This window comes from Citrobacter meridianamericanus (assembly GCF_041320245.1).
GTDB lineage: Bacteria > Pseudomonadota > Gammaproteobacteria > Enterobacterales > Enterobacteriaceae > Citrobacter > Citrobacter meridianamericanus.
In genome coordinates, this window is record NZ_CP101037.1 from 173,039 (window position 1) to 192,051 (window position 19,013).

At 45.6% G+C, this 19,013-nt stretch carries 15 protein-coding genes; 6 read left to right on the forward strand and 9 right to left on the reverse strand.

The genetic code is table 11. The annotated features are described in order from the left end of the window. Positions 1–105: 105 nt before the first annotated feature. The 5 genes from NMD08_RS26850 to NMD08_RS26870 form a co-directional block, all read right to left on the reverse strand. Positions 106–2,496 (reverse strand): Ig-like domain-containing protein, encoded by a 2,391-nt coding sequence (locus NMD08_RS26850; protein ID WP_000694552.1) that lies wholly within the window; start codon positions 2,494–2,496, stop codon positions 106–108. 401 nt (positions 2,497–2,897) lie between these two features. After that, positions 2,898–3,149 carry a hypothetical protein gene (locus NMD08_RS26855; RefSeq protein WP_000115760.1) on the reverse strand — a complete coding sequence of 84 codons (252 nt, stop codon included), beginning with the start codon at positions 3,147–3,149 and terminating at the stop codon, positions 2,898–2,900. 32 nt (positions 3,150–3,181) lie between these two features. After that, a complete protein-coding gene (locus tag NMD08_RS26860; protein WP_001107529.1) occupies positions 3,182–3,370 on the reverse strand; it encodes a hypothetical protein in 189 nt (62 codons plus the stop codon). Positions 3,371–3,606: 236 nt separating this feature from the next. Then, a complete protein-coding gene (locus tag NMD08_RS26865; RefSeq protein ID WP_001251242.1) occupies positions 3,607–4,038 on the reverse strand; it encodes a hypothetical protein in 432 nt (143 codons plus the stop codon). Between the two features lie 103 nt (positions 4,039–4,141). Beyond that, on the reverse strand, positions 4,142–4,657 hold the full coding sequence (locus tag NMD08_RS26870) for a hypothetical protein (RefSeq protein ID WP_012695482.1): 516 nt from the start codon (positions 4,655–4,657) through the stop codon (positions 4,142–4,144). A gap of 331 nt (positions 4,658–4,988) precedes the next feature. Here NMD08_RS26870 and NMD08_RS26875 point away from each other — a divergent pair, with 331 nt between their 5' ends. From NMD08_RS26875 to NMD08_RS26895, 5 genes are all read left to right on the forward strand, one after another. After that, the gene (locus tag NMD08_RS26875; RefSeq protein ID WP_000277498.1) at positions 4,989–5,753 is read left to right on the forward strand and encodes a hypothetical protein; all 765 of its coding nucleotides are present in this window, start codon (positions 4,989–4,991) and stop codon (positions 5,751–5,753) included. A gap of 80 nt (positions 5,754–5,833) precedes the next feature. After that, complete coding sequence (locus NMD08_RS26880) at positions 5,834–6,595, forward strand: methyltransferase (protein WP_001447802.1); 762 nt, start codon at positions 5,834–5,836, stop codon at positions 6,593–6,595. 93 nt (positions 6,596–6,688) lie between these two features. Next, positions 6,689–6,952: a hypothetical protein gene (locus NMD08_RS26885; protein WP_000149862.1), complete on the forward strand. Its 264-nt coding sequence runs from the start codon at positions 6,689–6,691 to the stop codon at positions 6,950–6,952. Positions 6,953–6,995: 43 nt separating this feature from the next. Beyond that, a complete protein-coding gene (locus tag NMD08_RS26890) occupies positions 6,996–7,583 on the forward strand; it encodes a hypothetical protein (RefSeq protein WP_000491820.1) in 588 nt (195 codons plus the stop codon). Between the two features lie 464 nt (positions 7,584–8,047). Then, on the forward strand, positions 8,048–10,468 hold the full coding sequence (locus tag NMD08_RS26895) for an Ig-like domain-containing protein (RefSeq protein WP_000681217.1): 2,421 nt from the start codon (positions 8,048–8,050) through the stop codon (positions 10,466–10,468). Positions 10,469–12,545: 2,077 nt separating this feature from the next. Here NMD08_RS26895 and repHI2 read toward each other — a convergent pair. Together repHI2 and NMD08_RS26905 are read right to left on the reverse strand one after the other, a co-directional pair. Then, complete coding sequence (gene repHI2 / locus NMD08_RS26900) at positions 12,546–13,634, reverse strand: IncHI-type plasmid replication initiator protein RepHI2 (protein WP_000159528.1); 1,089 nt, start codon at positions 13,632–13,634, stop codon at positions 12,546–12,548. A 1,107-nt stretch (positions 13,635–14,741) separates the two neighbouring features. Next, a complete protein-coding gene (locus NMD08_RS26905; RefSeq protein ID WP_001232713.1) occupies positions 14,742–17,198 on the reverse strand; it encodes an Ig-like domain-containing protein in 2,457 nt (818 codons plus the stop codon). 372 nt (positions 17,199–17,570) lie between these two features. Here NMD08_RS26905 and NMD08_RS26910 point away from each other — a divergent pair, with 372 nt between their 5' ends. Then, a complete protein-coding gene (locus NMD08_RS26910; RefSeq protein WP_000966518.1) occupies positions 17,571–18,197 on the forward strand; it encodes a hypothetical protein in 627 nt (208 codons plus the stop codon). A gap of 57 nt (positions 18,198–18,254) precedes the next feature. Here NMD08_RS26910 and NMD08_RS26915 read toward each other — a convergent pair whose 3' ends face one another. Both NMD08_RS26915 and NMD08_RS26920 read right to left on the reverse strand, forming a co-directional pair. Next, positions 18,255–18,536 (reverse strand): hypothetical protein, encoded by a 282-nt coding sequence (locus tag NMD08_RS26915; RefSeq protein ID WP_000535423.1) that lies wholly within the window; start codon positions 18,534–18,536, stop codon positions 18,255–18,257. Then, a complete protein-coding gene (locus NMD08_RS26920) occupies positions 18,523–18,966 on the reverse strand; it encodes a hypothetical protein (RefSeq protein ID WP_001805248.1) in 444 nt (147 codons plus the stop codon). Before NMD08_RS26920 ends, NMD08_RS26915 begins: the two co-directional genes overlap by 14 nt. Positions 18,967–19,013 lie beyond the last annotated feature (47 nt).

The following is a 19,013-nucleotide window of genomic DNA, read 5'->3' on the forward strand; positions in this document are numbered from 1 at the left end:
GAGACACTTAATGAGAAAGTAATAATTAAGTCATGCTCAACTCTACATTTTACATTGAGGATGGCGTAACAGGGTACGGCATACTACCGTACCCTTGTGTAGGGTTTATGTTTGAGGGAATTCTATAGTAAATGTGGCCGTGCCAGATTGACCACTTACAGCGGGAGTAACGGGATATGTGCGCTCTTCACCATTACCAAGATCCAGTGACAGCGATTTAGTTTCACCAGGCTGGACCGTAACTCCGGCAACCGTAACGCCGAACTGGGCGTTTTTCTGAACAGTCAGGGTTCCGTTTAACTGTCCGGTAATGATAGAACCGTCCTGACGACGCAACACACTGGTTCGGATGATGGCCAGCGGCGTGTTGTCCGTTGCTTTCAGTGCTACGGCTGTGGCCAGCGTCTTGAGATTATCCAGCATAATCAGGTTAGCTGGCTGGTAGGTAAAATTAAGCGTTTTAGTGGTCCGGTTACCTGATTCGTCAATAGCCAGAGCCTCCAGATGATACATCTGTCCCGATTCGTCAGTATTGGGGAAGATTCTGGGGTATTCAGGAATAAAGACATCCTTGGATAGCGGCGTGAATGCAAGGGTGACCTTTTCAGAGTTAGGTCCACCAGCGAGCTGAAGCGATATCAGGGAAGCATCCCCAGAGGCATCAGTAACGCTTATGCGTAGGTTCTCAAGCCCTTTAACCAGTTTTCCTTCTGCGTCTGCGCCATTAAAGCTGAACGCAATAACCGGAAGCGTTGAGTCAATTTTCAGCGGTGCATTAAGCGTTTTGGTTCCTGTGTTTCCAACAAGATCCGTGGCAGACACGCTAACAACCGTATAATCCCCGTCCGGTAGACCAGCGTATGAGAAAGTGGCGTTTTTGGTTTTATAATCGCTTTCACTGACAGTCACAGGCTTCAGGGTGAAAGTTTCCCCCCGGGCATTTTTAAGGGTGGCTTCGAAAACTTTGGTATCCCAGTAGCTGATGTTCCAGGCGTTGACGCGATCATTATCGGTGGCCGTCATAGTGATTGTCTTGGAGGCCTTGTTTACCTGAGCGACATTAACCACCGGTGGGTTGTTATCCCAGATAACCGTAAAATTACCAGCAAGCGCATCGAATATGCTGTCACCATCTTTTCCCGAGTAAAGATGCAGATACTCAAATCCTTTGTCACTGGTGTAGTTGAAGTTAACCGTCATCTCGCATGAACTTTGTCCGACAGGAATAGTGCAGAACCAGGCTGCATTTTTTACCGTTCTGAACTTTTGCACGTATGGTCGGGGTTCTGCGGTTACCTTTATGCGGCTAATGGTGGCGGTTTTAACGCTGATTGAGGCCTGAGTTAACCACTCACTGGTATCACTCCGGTACATCTCTTTAGCCACTATCTTCGGGGCTATTTCCATCGCCGGGGCTGGAGTGAAGTTGAGGGAGTTATGATGAATTCGTCTTACTCCTCCCGCCAGAGTCTGAAATTCATGATAAGTATCCCCCACATTTGGATATATGTATTTGAAAGTATAGATATTATAAGTGCTATCGGACGTCTGGAAATTCGAGTCCGCCCAGCCATATTTGGAACCGTTAACAGCAGTAAAGTCACTTTTCTTCCTTAATACCCGTACGGAAATAGGGTTCTGGAAGACGGTCATGCCAGACTGATAGGAGACCCATGATCCGGTAGTGGCGTCCTGCACCTGGATGATATCGTCAGGCTTAACCCGATCAATTACGCTTCGGCGGCTTAGTTCGCTCCTGTTTCCCGCTTTGTCATAAAGGTAGATCCCCACTTTATATTCAGAGCGGTTTTCCGGTGCCAGGGCATTGCTGCTTGCGTCGGCGACTTGAACGGTTACGCTACCTTCCACTGTATTAATTTCCGCTGGCTTTTTACGCTCCACTCCAGCGGCATCGGTTATGAAATATTCAGCATTAGCAAGCCCGGAACCTTTATCACTCAGTCCATTAAAGACCAGTGCCTGGACGCTGGCGTACTGCATACCGGCTGGTACTGAAGTGAAGATCGCTTCGCTGCCAAAGTTCCACCCATTTCTCGTATAACTTATGGTACCCGTTGCCGGAGGCGTTCGGTCAATTGCAAGCGGGTAATCCTGCCGGGAGACCTCCTTCCCTTGCAAGTCGGTAATCACCTCTCTGAGGGTGAAGCTATCTTCTCCCATCGCTGGTACGGTCAGAGTCTTGCCGTAATAATCAAAGCCTGTCGAAGATGTGGTACGGTCATCAACGGTAACCAGGCTGCTTTTCGTGCTCCAGATGAGGCTCCCGTCACTTTTCAGCAGACTGAGCGTAATATAACGGTCCAGACCGGAAATAACGGCAACGTCAAAGCTCGTTACCGGATTAATCCATACGGATGCAGGCGATACGGTCTTTTTAACGTTCAGGGTATCTTTAAAGCTGAATTCTGCGATTTCAGCGGAAGCTCCTGCGCTGAAACCTGCAAATGCAATAAGCAGGGCTAGTTTGATTTTCATGGGTTGTCTCCTGATCAGGTTCCCCATGATACTTTTTCAGTGTTCGTGATCTTTTCGGGAAAATAGCTATTTTTGATGTTTTTCTTTTCTGCCCGGCGGGACTTTTTTGTTTACGTGAATGCAACAAAACCAGAAAAGTTACTTTTTGATAGGGTAAAATTAGGTTTCCCTAATTTCCAGAAGCAAGCGAAAGCAGAACTAGCTTAATAGCCATTAAGAACGCCATACCTATTGATAAATAACGCTCCTTACATTTAATGATTTGAGCATTTAAAAATGAATTAGCGAAAGAATTTTGGTTTGCTTTTTATTGCATGAGTAAAACAGTATTAATAATCCGGAGCCATTAGAACGTACTCTAAAGACTCCGGTATACAGATATCTTGCCAGTAAAAATGGCCTTACTCCTCATCATCCCCCAGCGCTTTTTTGATGGCGCGGCGGCGGGCTGCATCACCTACACGATATCCGACTGAATATACGTCATTCAACCGGCGCAGAATAAGATTTATTTCCTCATCCTGAATGTAGGCAGGTAAACACAGAACCACGTCGCCATCTTCATCATAGACTCGAACAACTTCCTTCTGCCCATCTCGCTCGCGAATAATCTGGACATGCTGAACCCTGGTGTATTCTGGGTTTACGCTCATTTTAAGTATCTCTCTGTAATTGTTGTTACCAGTTAGCTATAAGCCGGATAATTCTGGTATTCAGTGTTCTGCACAGCAATCGCCTGCTCGTGGATCATTGACACTGCCAGGCGGGCTTTAACTCGCTTGCTGGTGAGAAAACGCTTCACTTCTTTAAGTTCGCTGCCAGCCGACAGCATATTGAAGACATGCTGTTTGAGACTGTTGTTATTTTTGGCCACTTGTTTCTCCATCATCTTTGTACATGGTTATTTCAGGCTGGCCTGCCAGATCACACACGTTATCCATATGCTTTTGGACCCAGTCTGTTAGACCCAGACCTTCGGCCTTTGCCTGATTGACGTAACGCAGTTTACGTTCAGGGGTAACCCGCATCTGTAGTTGTGCCGTCGCTGGAACCGCCTCTTTCAGGGCGTTAAGGCCCCTCTGATCACGGGCCTGAATTGATGGTTTACCGCTAGGCATCTGATGTATCGCTCTCCCGGCGAGCGGTGGACAGCTCTATTTCTTTTGCGATAGCTTTATCTATGGCATCCAGCTGCATGGCAAACTTGATTTCAAGCGAACAGCGTAATGCCTTCAGGGCGCGTTCTTTGGTGCTGTATTGTGGTATGCCGTTCTGGCTACCATTCATGCCTCGCATGCGGCGGGAGGTTGCATCGACAACCTCTCCCTCTTCCCGTGTGCCGTGAACCGTAGTTCCGCTCCATGTCGGATAAACAGTGCCAGTGGCGGTGTTGAAGCTCCAGCCGTTTTGGTATTCCCCCGAGACCTCTGGTACGGGCATATCGCGTTCAACGCCATAGTCAGACCAGCGTAAAGCGCGGTTTATTCTGGCCTGTGCCACCAGCTCATCATACGCGGCTTGTTCTTTTTTATTCATCGCCATTTAGGGCAATCTCCTTAGAGGGGAATTAGGTGTTATATCGGTACGTAAGTGCTTTTCAGGCCTAATCTCTGACAAGGCCTGATGTGCCAGACTGCCGTTGCATTCACCGTTTTATGGCGGTTGACAGAGCCTCATTAAGAGCCGCAATTAGCTCAGGCGAAGTCGGCTCCAGATTTTTGGAAGCGTTCAGCAGCTCCTGAAGTGAAGAGATTTCCTTTGGCTCCACCTGGTTTGTTTCAGGTGCCGTTTTTTGCACTTCATCCAGTGTACGCTGTGCACCGTTATCCAGCACCAGCACCCCCCCGGCACGAATTTCTGAAATGGTGCGCAACGTATACATCAATTTATCCCAGACACGGCTACCAACCTCGAACCCGGAATCAGCTACTTTTTCTTCATTATGCTTTTGAAAAATTTCTTCTAACCAAGTGGTGAAGCGCTTTCCAAAAGTATTGGCGGCTAAAGAAGTGCAGGAATAAACCTGTTCAACCTGTTTTGTTCCATTTTTATCAGTGAATGTAATGAGACCGATTCGGCCACTGTTAACAGTGTAAAAGCGAGGTTGAAAGCCAGCTTTGAGAAGGTTTTCAATAGCTGAAAAAAAATCTTTTTTGAGCATCGGTTTCAAAATGGTTTTCCTTTTATGCCCGGTGCCGCCGGGGCGGTGGCGTTAAATATACGCCATGTAAGTAAATTAATTTATACCCATTTGATTGTCAATACAAACAAAAAAACAAACCATGTTTATTATTTTATCAACGATGCTATTTTAAAGTCCGTCTAAAATAAAAAACCAAAAAGTTAAATTTGAAGCCGTCCTTCCTAAATTCATTTCTTGCGCATATTAGCACCCTGCTTTAAGTAAATAATTTTTGAAAAAGTTGTCTGGAGGTTATTAGCTCGTGCATCTGGATTGGTAATATAAAGCCAACACAGAAAAGGAAAACAAAATGTATAAATTAGTATCTCCTCGTGAACTGACTGAGATTATTACCGGTTTACTGCTTAAACCTGAACTCCTTGGTGAGCTGGACTCACCAGAAAAGCATCGGATGTTTATGGCAGATTTAGGCCGCGTGGTGGCCGAACATTGTGGAGGTCTGGTAAACAGCGTCGTCTTGCCAGGAACAGAAGTTACAGTGTCGGATGGGTTACCGCTTAATGGCCAGCCGGTACGTTATCTCGGAATCAAAGAGAACATCCCTCACCTCCTTGTAGAGCCTGATGCTTCCTTACCTTCGCTCGCTAAAAACGTCTGGATGTATGCAGATCCTGAAGGCTGGAAAGAACATTTTGGAGCTGAGGAAGACTGCCTTACTCCTGAAATGATGCAGCTGTTCCGTAAAGGTATCCAGGCTCTTCAGAAAGAGCATGACACCCCTGAAATTAGCCTCACACTTCAGGACTGGCGCCTGGAGGAGGAAACACTGCCAGAAGAGGACAGTCAGGCCTATCAGGTCAGCGTTACCGGCCAACATAACATCCACTGTGAAGTTGTTAACAAGGAAGGTAACCCCTGTTTTGGTGTCATGTTCGAAATCGATCAGGGTGTGCCTGCCTTACACATCAACACCGGCGGGGATATGTTGCTCCACATTCATTGCGCCCATAACGGACTCGTTCTGACCCCTGATGCAAGCGGTCAGCGATTTGATAAGGCTCCCGTTGACCGCTTCTCTTATAACAGCCCATCCCTGCTGTTGTCTGCCGACTAACCAAGGCCAAATCTGAATTGTCCCGTTTAAGTAACCAACCCGCTGCCGCCAGGCGGGTAAATCCTCTTAATGGAGTTTTAATGCAAATCTCAACTGAAGTTCTGAACGTCTTATCTCGCTGCCGTGCTGAAGGGAACTTTCTTTTCCTGGCCGACCAGCTCGACCGCAGCATTTATGTTAAGACAAACAAAGTGCTCGAAGCCGCCGGTGGCAAATGGAACCGAAAAGAGCAGGCACATATTTTTACGGCGGATGCAGCTGAGCGTATCGAGCAAATCATTCTGACAGGTTCGGTTGACATCCCACGAGATCTGTTCAATTTCTTCCCTACACCTGAGAATTTAGTCACAGATATGGTTCTACGCGCTGAACCAGCTGCCGGGGAGCGTGTACTGGAGCCAGAGTTTGGTGATGGCCGCATTCTGAAAGCCTTAAAACTGGCGGCTCCGGATGCATTGATTACCGGGATCGAATTGAACGATGAGCGATTCCTTGCAGTGAAGAACGATAGTGTCCTTAGCACAGGAGTCGAGCTGGTGCATACCGACTTTCTTGGGTACCAGCCCGATGAAACTTTTGATGTTATCGTTATGAATCCACCATTCCTTAAACGCTCTGACGTTAAACATGTCATGCATGCCATCGCAATGCTCGCTAAGCGAGGTCGCTTACAGGCCATTCTGTCAGCTGGGGTATTGTTCCGGGAAGACACACTGACAAAAGCGCTCAGGGAGCGAGTCAAACAACTTGGCGGACAAATTTCGCCTCTTCCGGATGATACATTTAGGGAGTCCGGAACAAAGGTCAAAACAGCCCGCCTTGAAATTGATCTTCGCCGCTAACTGACAAGCAACCGGAAAGAAATCTTAATACGAGTAGCCGGTTAAAGTTACCTGACCGGCTTAACTGACTAAATCAATAAAGAGTGAACAGAAATGACGCATACTGCCGTTTCTCAGGCTAATAGTGCTTTGCAGCTACCCACGGTGGAGCATGTCTACGCTCTTCTGAAAGCAAATTGTAAACCTGACCGCTTTGACGGGCGTGACGGACCCGTGTGGGGCCAGGAATACTCGTGGAATCTGGCAAAAGATCGCTTACAGGATCTGGAGAAATACGGTAAGGCATATGTCTCCCGTCATGAAGACCGTATGGGGGAAGGATTTAGTTTTGGTCCTGACCTGTTAATTATTCGCTAACGCTCCTAATGCCTGATGATATGGTAAGCACAACTGGAAAAATATGTTTTCAAAGCCTATGACCACTTTCACACCAGAACGTATTGAACAAATTTTGGAATTTGCCGAGGGTAGTAACCCAAGCGAAGCAATGAGTCTCAGAGCTGACGAAGTTGCTGTACTGGCACGTATTGGAAAGGCAGTTATGTCGATTGCGCCTGTTTATCAGTGCGAGTTTTGCCACCATGACGCAACCGGGCAACTTCAGTGGCACTGGGAAGATGTGAACAAAGCTTTTTATGATAAATACGATCCAGACAGACGCGGAAGACGTCGAATCCTCTATACCGCCCCGCCGATGCCTTTAGTTTCGGCTGACCTGCTTAACATGGCTTCATCTGCTATTGAAGACTTGCTCACTAACAAAGACAGAAGTGGTGCGGGAATGTGGAATGACATTCCAGAACAGCTACGACGCGCAGCAGAACTGGTAATGGATAATAGCCGGGCCGCTGAAACAGAAGCGATGCTGATGCGTCTTTATGTAGAATGTGACACAGGTGAGCGCAGGGGCAACGGCACTCAATCTGGCGTAGCAATGCCTTCTTGGCAAACCGTTGAAGAGGCACGTGTGTTGCTAGGGGTGAAATGATGCAGTTCTCGCCAGGGCAGTTTGTAATTCACAACAAGAAGCGCCTTGCGGAACGAAGGTAGACGTACTGACTGAGGTTCACTCCCCTCTCGACTGGTGGCGTAATGCCGCCAGGTTTTGATTCATATATGCCGTCCGTTAACGCATTTATATCTGACATACCTAATTTATCCTGATTCTTTTTTACATAAAGTAAAAGCATCACTTAATGCGATATGTGGATGCCGATAGTTTCAGGCTAATGTTATAAGTTTTGCAATCGTTGCCAGTTTGGACACCACAGAAATGTCAGATGTAATTCCAAAAAGAAAGATTTCCGTCCTGAACGCACAATAAGGTTTGTCGAAAGGCAAATTATAGATTTGTAATTTCGAGCACCATATGGAGAAGTTTTTTATACTTTTACGAACATAGTGACCTTTAGGAAAAGCTTAAAATAACACCAAACCTAAAGGGGAATAAGAATGAAACATCTCGCTTTTATTACTGCTGTAGCCGGACTCGGTATGTCTGTTCAGGCCCCAGCTCAGATATATGAATCGGCCTTTAAAGACACGAACGGTATTGAGATCCACGCCCCGTCTTCTCGTCTTATGCTTAATCCGGCATCACCGGTAACTTTGACACTTATTTCAGGTCTTGATCGTTTCGTTAATGTCAAAGTCACGAAAGACACTGGAACTGTCATTCTTAATACTACGACTACACGGACGGGTGTATCAGACCGACTAACAGCTGCTGACGGTAGTGAGTTCTACGGCAAAAAAGTAACTTTGCCTGCTTTGGGTGAAGGCAAATTTGTCGTTCAGATAAACGTGTTAGATCTCAATCAGAAGCCTGTAGCGACCTATAACTATAACTGGCTAATTGATGTCACCCCTCCAGCGGCAAATGCTCTTACCGCTAATACTGGTTCTGGCTCTACCGCTGGTGACGTGTGGAAGCTTGGATTAGAGGCAACGGGGCAGTATGACTTCACCTCTTCGGGCGTAAGTGATGCAAATGGTATTGATAAGGGCCTAATATATATTTACAGGCAGGACGGTAGCCTCTACAGCACTACACAGATGCAGTATGACGTATCCGGCCAAAAGATGTACCACACTTACTCTAAGAATTCAGTTAAGGGAACCGGAATACCAGACAGCAACCTGGATGAAGACTTTACTGCAAAAGTTGTTATCTTCGATAACGCAGGTAATAGCCGAACGCTGCCAACTCAAAAATTTCGCTACGACAACACGCTGGGTGAGATGACACTGTGGGCCGTTCATGATCCAAATACGTCTTCCAGCGTCGTACCCGGGGTTTCTAATTATCCGGCTTACAAAGCCGGTATGGTCGTTAACGAAAACCCTATTCGATTAGTCTACCGGATCCCAAAATCTAACTACCGTGCTTATTCAGAAGGTGGGCTTCAGTTCATCAATCAATATTCCGCCCCCAAAGAGATAGCTGTAGACAGCACTTATGCTTATGTTGAAATGACTCTTCCCTATGGCTCAATTAATGGGGATATGGCTCGTATGGCGAACTTTGGCCAGTGGGGAGGGTATTATCCGTCATACAGCCTCGTTCTAAACCCATCTGCAAACCAAACGCCTGCATTTGCGGGTACCTGGGTAGATTTCCTCGATGACAAGGGGAACTGGGTTAAGTGGAAGGATTTTGAGAGTGTGGCTTCATCACGACTGCCAATTAAAATTTCCCGACTTCGTTTTAACGTTGAAGCCCGGCCCTTTGCACAAGAGATCGGCGGTAAGGCGACCTGCACCATTCCGGCAGGAAAAACCTCGTGTGAAGCGCCTGAGACGTTTGATATGGCCTTGGGTACCCAGGGCTACAATAGGATCCTTTACTTCGTTCGCAGCATCAGCAATCCCATTTTGCGGTCTGAGCAATGGATTATGACACGCTGGAACAATAAACAACTGCCGGTAATAAACTCGATATCATATGACGAGACTAACAAGCAGCTGGATGTACTGGCGTCACTTGAAGGCGATGGTAACTGGTTCGACTCGGTCTCATTGAGGGAATTTTATCTTTCCGATAAGAACACCGGTACCCGGATGTCACCCACAGGCGTAATCAAATCTCGTATCTCAGGTAACTACACGATTGCTTATGATTTATCCCGTCAGTCTGAAGGAAAATACAACGTTGAGGTCAACATCAGGGACTTCTTCCAGAACCAGACCAATAAAACTTTCGGAGAAATTGCTCTGGATAACACTCCTCCGACAGTGGCCATAACATTCGACGGAAAGCCGGTAAAAGACGATACGGTAGTGTACGGCCTGGAGAACCTCAGGATCGCTCTGGCAGATAATCTGACAACCCCGAGGATAACCCGTCTTCAGCTCGTAGGTGGCCCCACAGCTGATAACGTTGAGCTTACGTGGTCACCGGCAGGCAAAGATACATACATGCCTGAGTATCCGAGGCTGTTCCCAAATTTCGAACCATCTGAAAATTATTCAATTAGCGTAACAGTTGCCGATAGTCAGTCGAATACCAAAACCTATACTCAGAAGTTCAGTTATCTACCGAATAACCTTGTGCAGTTACATAATCTACGCACATTATCGGTCAGTTCGCCTCTCAAAACGACAGATGGCGTACCCCTTGCGTACCTGTCCACTAACGTTCTGCGTAAGACAAATGGAGAAATTGCTAAAGGGGTCCAGAACGCAACGCTGACTGTGCGGAAGGATGCAGCCTTCGGTATTAAATTTAACGGGGCACAGGCGGCTCCAGGTGAGTCAGTTGAGGTGCAAATAGATATGGGCCAGGGGGATAATCTTCTGTTACCCGTTTATCCTTCCGAAAATGGGAAAGTTGGCACCTCAGAATTCATGATTCAGATCGACGAGTTGAAGTAACTACCCGGAGCCGACAGTAAAACTGACGGCTTCAATTTTACTGCCCTCCTTGACTCCGATCAGCCAGTACGTCTTCAGAGATTCGCAAGGAAGAACCGAAAGAAAAGTTACTTTAATCGTACGTTTCCAGCGATGCTTTTAAAAGACAATGCACACTCGTTGATTACGACAATGGGAGTGAGTGTCGAAACCCTTGAGTAAGGATACCCGGTAAATATACAGCCCCGGGGATCCTCTTCCTTCAACCGGGGATGACAACGGTAGTGAGTCCGGCAACTCACTCCCGTTGTCACTTCTCTGACATATCGTCATACGAGCTTACTCAAGTGCATCCACAAAGATGGGATCGTTTTGAATCTAAACTGGTACTGGTTAGCCAGTCACTTGCATCTATTCCCCCGTCGATACTTAAGTGACAATTGTAGTGATCTGCAATACTGGTGTCTCAGAAACACTGACGACGGTAGAGACTCAATACCCTAACCCCTGACAACAGGAGTGAGCTTAGAGGTGTTACGCTGCTGTCACTTAATGCTTGGGAATTGCCTGACTCACAACCATTGTCATCCGGAGCTACTGATTAACGTTGAACCGCTGGACTTTAATGACAGTGGTAGTGATGGATAGGCTCATTTCCATTGTCGTCATTTTATCGGACAAGCCTCTTCGTCCTACAGGTTTAAGCTGACAATGGTAGTGATTGGATGATCTCACTACTGTTGTCACTCAGTTCTTTGAGCGGACCCTTCCCTCGGTTGGTCGGCATTAACAACGGTAGTGACTCGATTGGCTCACTGCCATTGTCATCGTGTAAATGACGTACCTTATCAGCTCAGCTGAAAGCAATGACAACGGAAGTGACTCTAATTGCTCACTGCCATTGTCGTCGTGTCTATTGAGAGCCTTATCAGTGCACCTGAAAAGCAATGACAACGGTAGTGATTCTAATGGCTCACTACCGTTGTCACCGTGTGTATTGAGAGGATGGTCCACTTAACTGGACGTCTATGACAATGGTAGTGACTTTAATAGCTCACTACCATTGTCGGCGTGTGAATTGAGAGGATGATCAGCTCAGCTGTACGGCCATGACAATAGTAATGACTTAATGAGCTCACTACCGTTGTCACCCTGTTAATTAAGAGGCTCATCTGCTCTTCTGGAAGGCTATGACAACGGAAGTGACTTGCTGGGCTCAGTGCCATTGTCGCCGTATGAATTGAGAGGATCATCCGCTCTTCTGGATGGCAATGACAACGGTAATGACTTAATAGGCTCACTACCGTTGTCATCCTGTAAGTTAAGAGGTTGATCTGCTCAACGGGACGACTATGACAACGGTAGTGACTTGCTGGGCTCACTACCATTGTCACCCTGTGAATTGAGAGGTAGATCCGCTTAACCAGACGTCCATGACAACGGTAGTGACTTTCTGGGCTCAATACCGTTGTCACCCTGTGATTTAAGAGGTTGACCCGCTCTACTGGACGGCCATGACAACGGTAGTCACTTTCTGGGCTCACTACCGTTGTCGCCACATAGAATGAGAGGAGCATCAGCTCAGCTGAACGGCAATGACTACAGTAATGAGCTGGATGAAGCATAACCATTGACATCTGGCCCAACCGGAAGCCGTATTCGCCAATCCAATCGAGATTCACAATGGCCGTGACTCGCCGCATTAAGTTCCGGTGTCCTCCCAAAGCTGAACGCACACTCGGAGGACAATGACAATGCCAGTAAGGTACACATCATTACCATTGTCACTATAGCTACCAGAGAAGCCGGGATTTGAATGTCGATGGTAGTGAGTGGGTCAACTCACTGCCATTGTCACCCCGTTACGATATTTTCCGTTGGATGTACTGGCCAATGAAGTAAAGCGTAGAAACCGGGTGTTAACAGGTGACTCAGGAGAAAGCGTTGAATTCGCAATCTCGATCTACATAGGGTGGTAGAGAACAATGACAACGGTAATGACTTTTGACTCATTACCGTTGACGTGAAAGAGCGGGCTGGGACTAACGAAAATCGAAGAAGTAATTTAGCACCCGGAGCCTGAACCGCCGGGTTAACTTTAGCTGGCGTTGCTGTTCTTTTTCTGGCTTCGAAGACTACGAATATAGCGCAGTTCTTCAGCGGTTAAATCATGGACGGTAAGAACATCATCGCCGTCTATCGGGTCAGCTGGTGGGCATAACTCACCTTCTAAAACAGAAGACCCTGAGTTCTCTTCTTCATCTTCAACCACTTCTAAAGGAGGCTGAGTATTGTTCAAATTCAGATCGGGATCCCGCTTATGAATCTGGAAGTATACTTTTCCGTCTTTCTTAATTTCGGTGTACTGGAGGTATCCTATCGATGCCAACTCTTCAAGAGCCTTTCTCACGGTAGCATTCTGACTATTTGCTCGTGTTTTGAGGTTCAGACGATTTTTCAGCCGAGTAAGGGATATCGGTATAGGATTTGGCGGTAATGACTCTATGAACGTATAGAGAGCCTGGGCGCTTTCCTTCTTGGCCAACTCCTTAATTGCCTTCAGCTGCATCAAAACCTTATGATCGTATTGATAGAGCTCGAAAATCTTAGGATCAACCTGAAGGACAACCTGATCTGATTCCGGGTCTAACAGGGCAGACTGTACCAGATGCGTTGTATAGACTTTGGACGAGTTATTACTGGTGAACGACAAGGTAACGGATGCTAACCTGCGTAAGGAGGCGTCTATACGTTTTCTGGACGCTGTAGATGAGCGATAATTTTCAGGCGTACATAGCTTGAGGAATTCAGTGAATTTTAAGCTTATCGTGTCATTGTTAATCGGATGATTGGCATAGGTTCGAATGATGCCCATCCACGTCTTAAAATCTACTGACATATCAAGACGCTCACCGACAATTGAAATATTGGTGAACCCCTCGCTCTCCATTAAAGAGAGCGTCTGTAACTCTTTCGTTGCGTCAAAGCCAACCGTTTTATATTCCCGATTTTGACGCCCCACACTCTTTGGTGATGGGACGAACAGCCCGAGCCGCATCAAAGCAATAGACTGCACCGTACGGTTGCTGTTAGGACGCAAAATGATGTCTTTACCTGATTCTTTCTCTCTAACAGAGAAAGCCCTGGTGACCAGGTCCTGCTGCTCAGTATCTTTCTCTTTAGTCATAATAAGTTATCACTGAATGTGTAAACAGATTGGTGAATAGTAAGCCCCAGCGAACTCTATGTCACTGGATGGATCATTGTGATGATCCATATCTGTGCATAAGTTCTACCTAAAAAAACGACTCCACTCATTAAAACTTGGCAAAAACTCTTTGCATACAATGACCTGCAACTCTTATCAACAACGGATCAGATCAAGTTAAAAAGATCTAATGAAAAGTCACTACTATTGTCGCTCTGATCACTACTGATGTCAAAAAACTCATTACCAACGTTATAATAATCACTACCAATGTCAAAATAATCACTACTGTTGTCACTGATCACGTCTCAGGCCTTGTGCCGTCTGGCCTGGAGGCAGCGGGGATCTCTTTTGATCTATCAGGAACACTAAGGTACTAATTATTGGAACTACCTTGTGGAAAATGGGGATAAATAAATGCTTAGTTCTTATACAGGTCTCAACTTGCCTCCCTGATAAAAACTGTCGTCAAAGCTAAATCACAGCCACAGGCATTTTCGGTGGATAAATTTTTGAGAAATAGAAGCATACATGCAGACTCGTGTCGCAAGTAATTGAAAGTAATAATTTATTTAAATAATGCGAGTCACCTTACCTTACAGTGGAAGTTTAAGTCTAACCTCACTACCATTGTCACTTAAAATCATTACCAACGTCGAAATAGTCTCTACCATTGTCTTTTAAGTCACTCCCGTTGTCACTTATGTCGCTACTGTTGTCAGTGACAATGCTCCAGCCCAGTAACCATGCGGCCTACAGCGTACCGGGATCTTCTTTGTACTCTCTGGCACCTTTGGGATCATTTATTGGATCTACATGAGGGATAAAATCTTTTGACGATTTCGTAGTGCAGTTATACCAGCGACTTAGCAAGACAAAAGCTGCAATTTAGTGACGAGTTACTAGTCTGCCCAACAAGAGCAATGCAGAGAAGATATGTGGTGAAATGACCATGGTAGTGAGTCTAATCACTACCATGGTCCGCAGTAAGCGTTACTTACGCAATGAACGTCGGACTGATTTGCAACAACATGGGCTACGGCGCATCAGAAGACGGCCGTTGTGCTTCAGCAAAACAGCCCTGCTTTATTTTAATTCTTCAATGTTAATCATGAACTCAGATCTGCCTGTAAGGCCGGATACAGCAGGGAAAATAGGAAAGCTACGGCTGTCCCCGAGCCCCAAATCCAGTTGAAGCTCTTTGCTTTCACCTGGCATCGCAGAAACACCATTTACAGTCACGCCGAATGCAGCGTCCTTACGGACAGTAAGCACTGCGTCCTGAAGCCCTGTAGCGATTGAACCATCCTTTTTACGCAGCTGGCTGGCATACAGAACAGCCAGAGGAGTATTGTCAGATGTTTTGAGAGAAGCATTGACAGCTAAGGTTTTCAGATTCTCTAGCCTGACGAGATTGTTTGGAAGGTAGTTAAATTCGACTGAGCTTTCTTTAACGTTGTTCATCTCATCTTTGGCCTGAACTGTGAGAGTGTATGTTTCGCCTTCATTAAGAGACGGAAAGATCTTGGGATAATTAGGTGCATACAGGTTGTTTCCCAGATTCACCCAAGACAATTCCACCGCATCAGAAACAGGGCCACCGCGAAGAGTCATACGGCTTAAGGATGGTTTAGTTAGAGCATCGGTGAGCTGTATACGGACGTTCTCCAGCCCATATACTGTTACGTTTTTGCTGATCGGTTTTCCTTCGTAGCTAATACTTACAGATGGTGCTGTATTATCAACGACAACAGTTTGATAAGGGAGGTTACCGGTATTGTTGAATGTATCTTGGGCATTAATTACCACGTTATAACTGCCTTCTGGTACCTCTTTCATGTTGAACTCATACGTGTAGTTCCCAGACGCCATATTTCTACCTGTTTGTTTGCCGGTTACGCTTATTTCTGCGTTGTTACGGTTTTTATCTGACAACCAAACTCGATTTACATAAACATGGTCGAAATATGAACCATCTCCAGGTTGATTCACGTAAACCTGGAGAATGTTGGTGGTTTCAATGTAATCAAATCCAGTGACGGAGGGACCCAGTGTATGCCAGGCTATATTCTCCCATATAGGGGCAAAGAAGGTTGCTTCGGTGGTTGACCTTACTTCATAGCCACTATGAAGATAGCCGGTAGTGCCATTTATAATATCCTGGGGCAAAGAGACGGTACAGGTTGTTGAGCCAGCTGGAATACTGCATGTTGCTCCGCCAGTGATTTTTTGATCATATGGCCTAGCCTGTACATTGAACCGGATATTAGTAAGTTTTATAGGCATATCAGATGCCTTGAACAGGTTCCAGTTTACGCTGTTGAACCATGTTCCATCAGCCTTTTGTCGTTCTATGGGTGAACTTCCCCAAGCCGGACTCTTTACAGAGGCAGGATCCCAGTTGAGCCAGCTGGCATACTGACCAAGATCTCCTCCAGACCATTGATATGTATTCACAGGTCTATAGTAGTTTCCATCTAAGGCACCCTGTGGCAGCTTAACTTCCACGTAGACATAGGTGGCATCTTCGGAAAGGACCTGTACTCCGCCATAGTTATTGGTAATGCTCATGCCACCATTTCGATATGGCTTCCAGTTAGTTCTTGGGATACGTATAACCAACTTGTAGGGGTTTTCCAGCACTGTAAGGCCTCGTTTAAACGGGACGTATCCCGAAGAAATGCCGGGTACAACACTGGTGCTTACACGTGAGTCATGAACTGCAAATGGCGTAAATTCTCCCATTTGATCGTCATATAAAAACCGCTGGGGAGGAATGTTAAGCGTATTTCCTGCCAGGTCCGTAACGATGAAATTGAAGGTGAATTCTTCATCAAGATCACTTGAGGGCATGCCAGCCTGGGTGTTCATATCTTTAATCCACGGATAGAACGCACGTTTATTGGCTGTGTCATAACTCAGGTTATTGTCGGAGACCACAGAACCATTACTTCGTTTAATGACAAGACGGATCTTGGCAATTCCACTAGCATCCTCAATACCGTCTGCAAATATAGAAAACTGGCCACTACCGCCTCGGCCCAACTCCCAAAGTGGCCCAGAAAGTACCATGTCGTAACCTGCGTTTTGACTCGGATAAATACTCTTATAGCGTGGAGGAGTTGTATCAACGATGAAATGATAAGTAGATGTGCTCACTACAGTCTGGCGAATATCCAGAGTTTCATTGACTACAGTAAAGGTCCCTTCTCCGAGCGCCGGTAGAACCATATCCTTTCCATAGTATTCTGTTCCATCGGCAGCAACGATACGATCTGCAACGCTCGTTTTGGTCGAGACGGAGGAATACATAACCTTTTTATCGCTGTCTCGTGTGACCGTCACTCGCTCGTACCGATCAAGACCCGATATCAAGTTCAGAGTCAAAACACCAGCGGGATTAAGATATGTTTGTGTTGCAGGCTTAATATTCCGAACAGCCTTATTGGTATCTGTAAATGAGTAGCTAAATACCTGAGCATGTGCCGAAGATACAGTAGCAAGGGCAGTTGCAACCATGCAGCCAATTAGAGTTTTACGCATATGATGCTCCGGGAATAGGTTATAGCCTTATTCTACGGATTCAGCCTACAAGGTCCGGTCGGATAAAGTGATAATTTGCCTGTTAAAAGAGACATCAAGTGAGAAAGCAACCAACGTACAGAATGCAAAATGGCGGCAGTGCATCTGGATGACGCAAAAGTAACTTTTTGTACCCACTTTTTTGGATTTTAGCCTTCAAAATGAGTATTCAACCAATCATAAAAGTAACTTTTGATAGACGCTGCTCCTTTATGTTTGCCAATTGTGCTGATATGTTTTTAAATTCAAGGAAGCGAGATTTTAAAAGCATCTGTTGAGTCAAATTTATGTAAAATAACAGGGTAACCATCACTTCTAGGTTGAGGAAACCCAATGTTATACATGCTCTTATGCTGTTTTCTGATGCTCAACAGTACATTCGTTATGTTCAGAGCAATGTCTGCAATAAGTAAAGGATCCGCTAAAGAAAACCGGTCTGAAATATCGCTGATAGTCCTAGCAACACTTGGAATTGCATCACCATTCATTGTCGCAATGATTACTATTAATGAAAGTATGACATCTAAAACAGTAACAGATTTTTCTTTGGGTGCTCAGTGGTCCGGAATGGTTTCAGCGGTAGCGCTAATGGGGTTATATGCTCGACGCGTTTGGAAAGAGAAGAAGTCCTTATTTACTGGCGCTTTCCTGGCCTCTTCCTTAATGGCCTTTATTTTTACTGACAGCCTTGTTTTCGTATCCCAGAAGGACACCGGCGTTCTGGCTACTTTCGTACTCGATAAAAACGCTGGAGATATTGATTGTAGTCGCCCGGCTATGATTGTCCATTACAGTAAAGGTGTTCCAACGGACTGGCGTTGCCCAACCAGTATCATGTTGATGGCGTATTCTTCATATCCTTTTTTACCTTGGCCTGAGTATAGCCATGGTACCAGCCAGTCTCTTACGGTTGTTATTGATACATTTATGGAAAACGCTGTTAATCTCAGTCAAAAATAATAAATAAACCTCTCTAGTGAGAGGTTTTATAAACCTGAGCCACCAATCTAATTAACTCTATATTTTTGTTTTAGCTTTTTTAAAGGTAGACTTACCGAATAAAACAGCAATTATAGAGCAAAGGCCTGGCGTTAGGACAAAAGCTAATAATGCACTGCCAAAACTTGTCATTTCAGGCACCACGAACCAGCTGATAGGCCACGTCAGGGCAGGTAAATTTAGCGGATCATAAAGCGCATGTAGAGCGCTTAACACACAGTAAAGTGCTAAAAAGCAAACTAGATAAACAACGATCCACATTTTAATTTGCTCAGCAATTTCAAATTTAGGACTGCCCATGCTTTACCTCAGTGGCTGAATATTGATGGTTAATATCTTTAATCACCCGTAAGCACTTAGTGCATACCTTAGTTCGATTTGTCTGCTTGTCCAGAGTGTATTTAACTTCAAGTTGACCTCCAGCATTAAGCAAAGTGAGCATCTCATCTTCTAACACGCTTCGGTAAATGGTCTTGTCCGAGAGTGTGCCCGGTAACGAGTACTCAACATAATTGTTTGAAACTCTTACCGATTTAGGGATTTTACCACTGAGCTGGATTTCATTCGTTGAAGGCATTACAGTTACTTTAATCACAGTTGCCGGTGACCAGAAATCCTGATAACGCACTTTATGAATTTTATCAGCTCTAAGGCCTAACCACACATTTCCGGCGATAAGAACAATAAGCAATCCATAAACTGATCGTCGAATGTTACGCCTTTTAATCACAATGTCCCCCATCCCTCAAATATCATTCTAAATAACTGCACCAGGAT